This window comes from Microbacterium sp., assembly GCF_031178525.1.
In the GTDB taxonomy this organism is placed as follows: Bacteria; Actinomycetota; Actinomycetes; order Actinomycetales; family Microbacteriaceae; genus Microbacterium.
This window is the reverse complement of the sequence record NZ_JAPSJA010000269.1, coordinates 1-3198: the sequence shown is the minus strand read 5'-3', so window position 1 is coordinate 3198 and position 3198 is coordinate 1. Positions and strand designations below refer to the sequence as shown.

3 protein-coding genes are annotated in these 3198 nt (G+C 75.1%); all 3 read right to left on the bottom strand.

Annotated features, from left to right (window positions below):
• Positions 1–387 (bottom strand): sigma factor (locus tag RIF89_RS12940; protein ID WP_309069510.1); only part of this gene is annotated, 387 nt, incomplete at its 3' end.
• Positions 384–737: a YciI family protein gene (locus tag RIF89_RS12935; protein WP_309069509.1), complete on the bottom strand. Its 354-nt coding sequence runs from the start codon at positions 735–737 to the stop codon at positions 384–386. The genes RIF89_RS12935 and RIF89_RS12940, both read right to left, overlap by 4 nt.
• Positions 738–904: 167 nt before the next feature.
• Positions 905–3198 (bottom strand): ATP-binding cassette domain-containing protein (locus RIF89_RS12930; RefSeq protein ID WP_309069508.1); only part of this gene is annotated, 2294 nt, incomplete at its 5' end.

Here is a 3198-nt window from a genome sequence, read left to right as displayed (position 1 = left end):
GATCCGCAGCGTGAGCGCGACGCGCGCCTCCATCGACAGAGCGGGATGGCAGCACGTGAACACCAGGCGCAGCCTGTCGTCGTCCACGGCACCGACCGCCTCGGCGGGGGAATCGTCCTGCAGCATGTACGCCTCCTGCTGCTTGTCGTCGCGGCGGGCCTCTCGGCGCAGCCGGTCGATCGCCTTGCGGTGCGCGGTCGTGGTGATCCAGGCGCCGGGGTTGGGCGGCACGCCGTCGACGGGCCAGCGCTCGACGGCGGTGGCGAACGCCTCCGCGGCCGTCTCCTCGGCGATGTCGAGATCGCCGTAGCGCCGCACCAGTCCCGCCACCACCCGCGCCCACTCCTCCCGGTGCACGCGCGCGATCGCCTCGGCCGCCCGCGTCATGCGAAGGGCCGCACCTCGACCGGGCCGCGGCACACGCGCGAGGCCTCCGTCGCGATCCGCAGCGCGGCGTCGAGATCGGGGACGTCGATGACCCAGAGCCCGTTCAGGCCCTCCTTGGACTCGACGTAGGGGCCGTCCGTGAAGAGCGGCTCGGCGCCGCGGCCTTCGACCACGGTGGCGGTGTCGGGGGCGTCGAGCCCGCCGACGTAGACCAGGCTCCCCTCGGCACGGATGCGGTCGTTGAAGGCGCCGGTCTCGGCCAGCGCCTCGCGCATCTCCTCCTCGGAGGCGTACGTGCCGAACCCGGTGTAGTCGGACGGCCCGATGACCGACAGCAGATAGTGCGCCATGTCTTGCTCCCTCGCATCGTCGCGGCGGCCGGATCGGACGCCCTCAGTAAAGCAACGAACGAGCCCGCGCGGTTTCGACAGCTCCGTCCGATCCGGTGCCCGGCGGGTGCCCGCTGCCGCGCGTCCCGGAGCAGGGTGGAGGAGGGCCGGCCGGCTGCGGGGCGACCTCAGCCGGCGAGATGTCCCCAGCGACCGGTGAGCTCGCGCCACGGCCCGACGGCCGCCACCTCGCCGTCGGACAGCACCACGACGCGATCCGCCCGTGCCAGCGCCGCCCGCTTCGAGGTCGCGCCGATGACCGTCGTGCCGCGGTCGCGCAGCGCCTGCCAGAGCTCGATCTCGGTGCGCGCGTCCAGCGCCGAGGACACGTCGTCGGCGAGCAGCAGCTCGGCGTCGGCGGCCAGCGCCCTGGCGAGCGCGAGGCGCTGCACCTGCCCGCCCGACAGCCGCACGCCGCGGTGGCCGACGAGCGCATGCGGCCCGCCCGCCTCCGTCACGTCCTGGCCGAGCCGTGCGCCGTCGATCGGCCCGTCGACGTCGCGCTCGTGGTCCAGGCGGACGTTGTCGGCGAAGGTGCCGCTCATCACACGCGGCACCTGCGCCACGTAGGCGACCTGACCGGGGCGCAGGAACACCTGCGCGTCGGCGATGTCGGTGCCGTTCCAGCGGATCACGCCGGTGTGCTCCATGAGCCCGGCGAGCGCCGCCAGCAGGCTCGACTTGCCGGATCCGACCTGGCCCAGCAGCAGCACGAGCTCGCCGCGCCGGACCGCGAGGTCGACGCCCGTGACGCCGAGCGTGCCGTCGTCGTGCACGGCGGTGACGTCGGCGAGCTCGAGGGTCTGCAGGGGCTCGCGGCGGACCGCCGGGGGCTCGGGCGCCGTCCCCGCGACGAGATCGACGCCGGGAACCGGGTCGACGAGGTCGACGCCGCCCGCGAAACGCGCCGTGGCCTGCTGCCACGCGCGTGTGCCGGGCGCCTCGGTGACCACGGCGCCCGCGACCACGCCGAACCAGCCGAAGCCGGTGACCGCGTTGGCGACGAGGAGGGTCGTCGCGAGGTCCCACATGCCGGTGAGGAGGGCGCCCCATGCCGCGACCGCGCCGAGGTGCAGCGCGACGATCGGCACGCCGTCGAGCACGGCCTGCACGCGATGCTCGAAGATCGCCGCGCGCACACGCCCGCCGTCGACCTCCTGCAGGTGCCGGTGCACGTCGGGAGTGCGGGCCGCGAGCTTGACCGTGCGCGCCGCGTCGAGCGCGGAGACGAGGGAGCGGCCGAACCGGGCGCGGGCCGCGGAGGAGCGCGTCGCCGAACGCCCCGCGATGGGACGGCCGAGCGCGGCCGCGAGCGCGGAGACCACCATGACGGCGAGCAGCACGCCGCCTGCGAGCCAGGAGCGCGCCACGAGCGCCGTGACGCCCGCGATGATCAGGCCGTTGACGAAGTCGACCCAGCGGTCGGCGTACATGACGTAGCGGTCGGCGTCCATTGCGCGCGCCACGATCTCGCCCGCCGGCGTGGTGGGAAGCCGGTGCTGCCGCGTCTGCCCGTACATCACGCGCATCCGCACCCGCAGGAGATTCTCGATCCACCAGCGCGGGTACAGGTAGATCGCGCGGCCGAGCGCGATCGGGCTGAGGAGCACGAGGCCGACGAGCCATGCGAGCAGGGGCCACGGCAGGTCGCCGTTCTGCAGCGCCTCCACCGTCTGCCCCCACAGGAACCCCGTGAGCGCACCCTGGGCCGCTGCGAGCGACGCCACGAGGAACAGCACGGCGCCGAACACGCCCCACCGTGGCCGCACGAACAGCACGTGCAGGATGCCGCGAGCGAGCGAGGGGCCGTCACCGGGGATGGGCAGGTCCGGCGGGGTGCCCGTGCGTCGCCGCGTCCCGACACCCGTCCCACCGGCCTCGTCGGCGCTGGCGTCCTGCGTCGCGACGCCCGCCGCATCCGGGACGCCGGTCGCGACGGCGCGCTCAGTCGGGTCATCCGGTTCCGCGGCGGGCCCGGCGCCGGGGGCGTCGTCGTCGATCACGCCGTCCGACGCGGCGGCCTCGCGCAGCCGACGGTACGGACCCTCGCTCGCGGCGAGAGCCAGGCGGGGGCCCTGCTGCACGACGCGGCCGTGGTCGAGCACCGCCACGAGATCGGCCCGCTCGATCGTCGTCAGCCGGTGCGCGACGAGCACACCCGTCCGGCCGCTCAGCAGTCGCTCGGAGGCCGCGACCACGCGCGCCTCGGTGAGCGGATCCATGCGGGCCGTCGCCTCGTCGAGCACGACGACCTGGACGTGGCGCACGAGCAGACGCGCGAACGCGACGAGCTGCTCCTCGCCCGCGGACAGGGCGGTGCCGCCCGGACCGAGAGCGGTGTCGAGGCCGTCGGGAAGCCCCGCGACCCAGTCGGTCAGACCGAGCTCGGCGACGGCGGCCTCGATGTCGGCGCGCGCCACGG

Excerpts from the sequence above, each read along its gene's own strand:
- RIF89_RS12935 (WP_309069509.1), bottom strand. The coding sequence starts at position 737 with ATGGCGCACTATCTGCTGTCGGTCATCGGGCCGTCCGACTACACCGGG.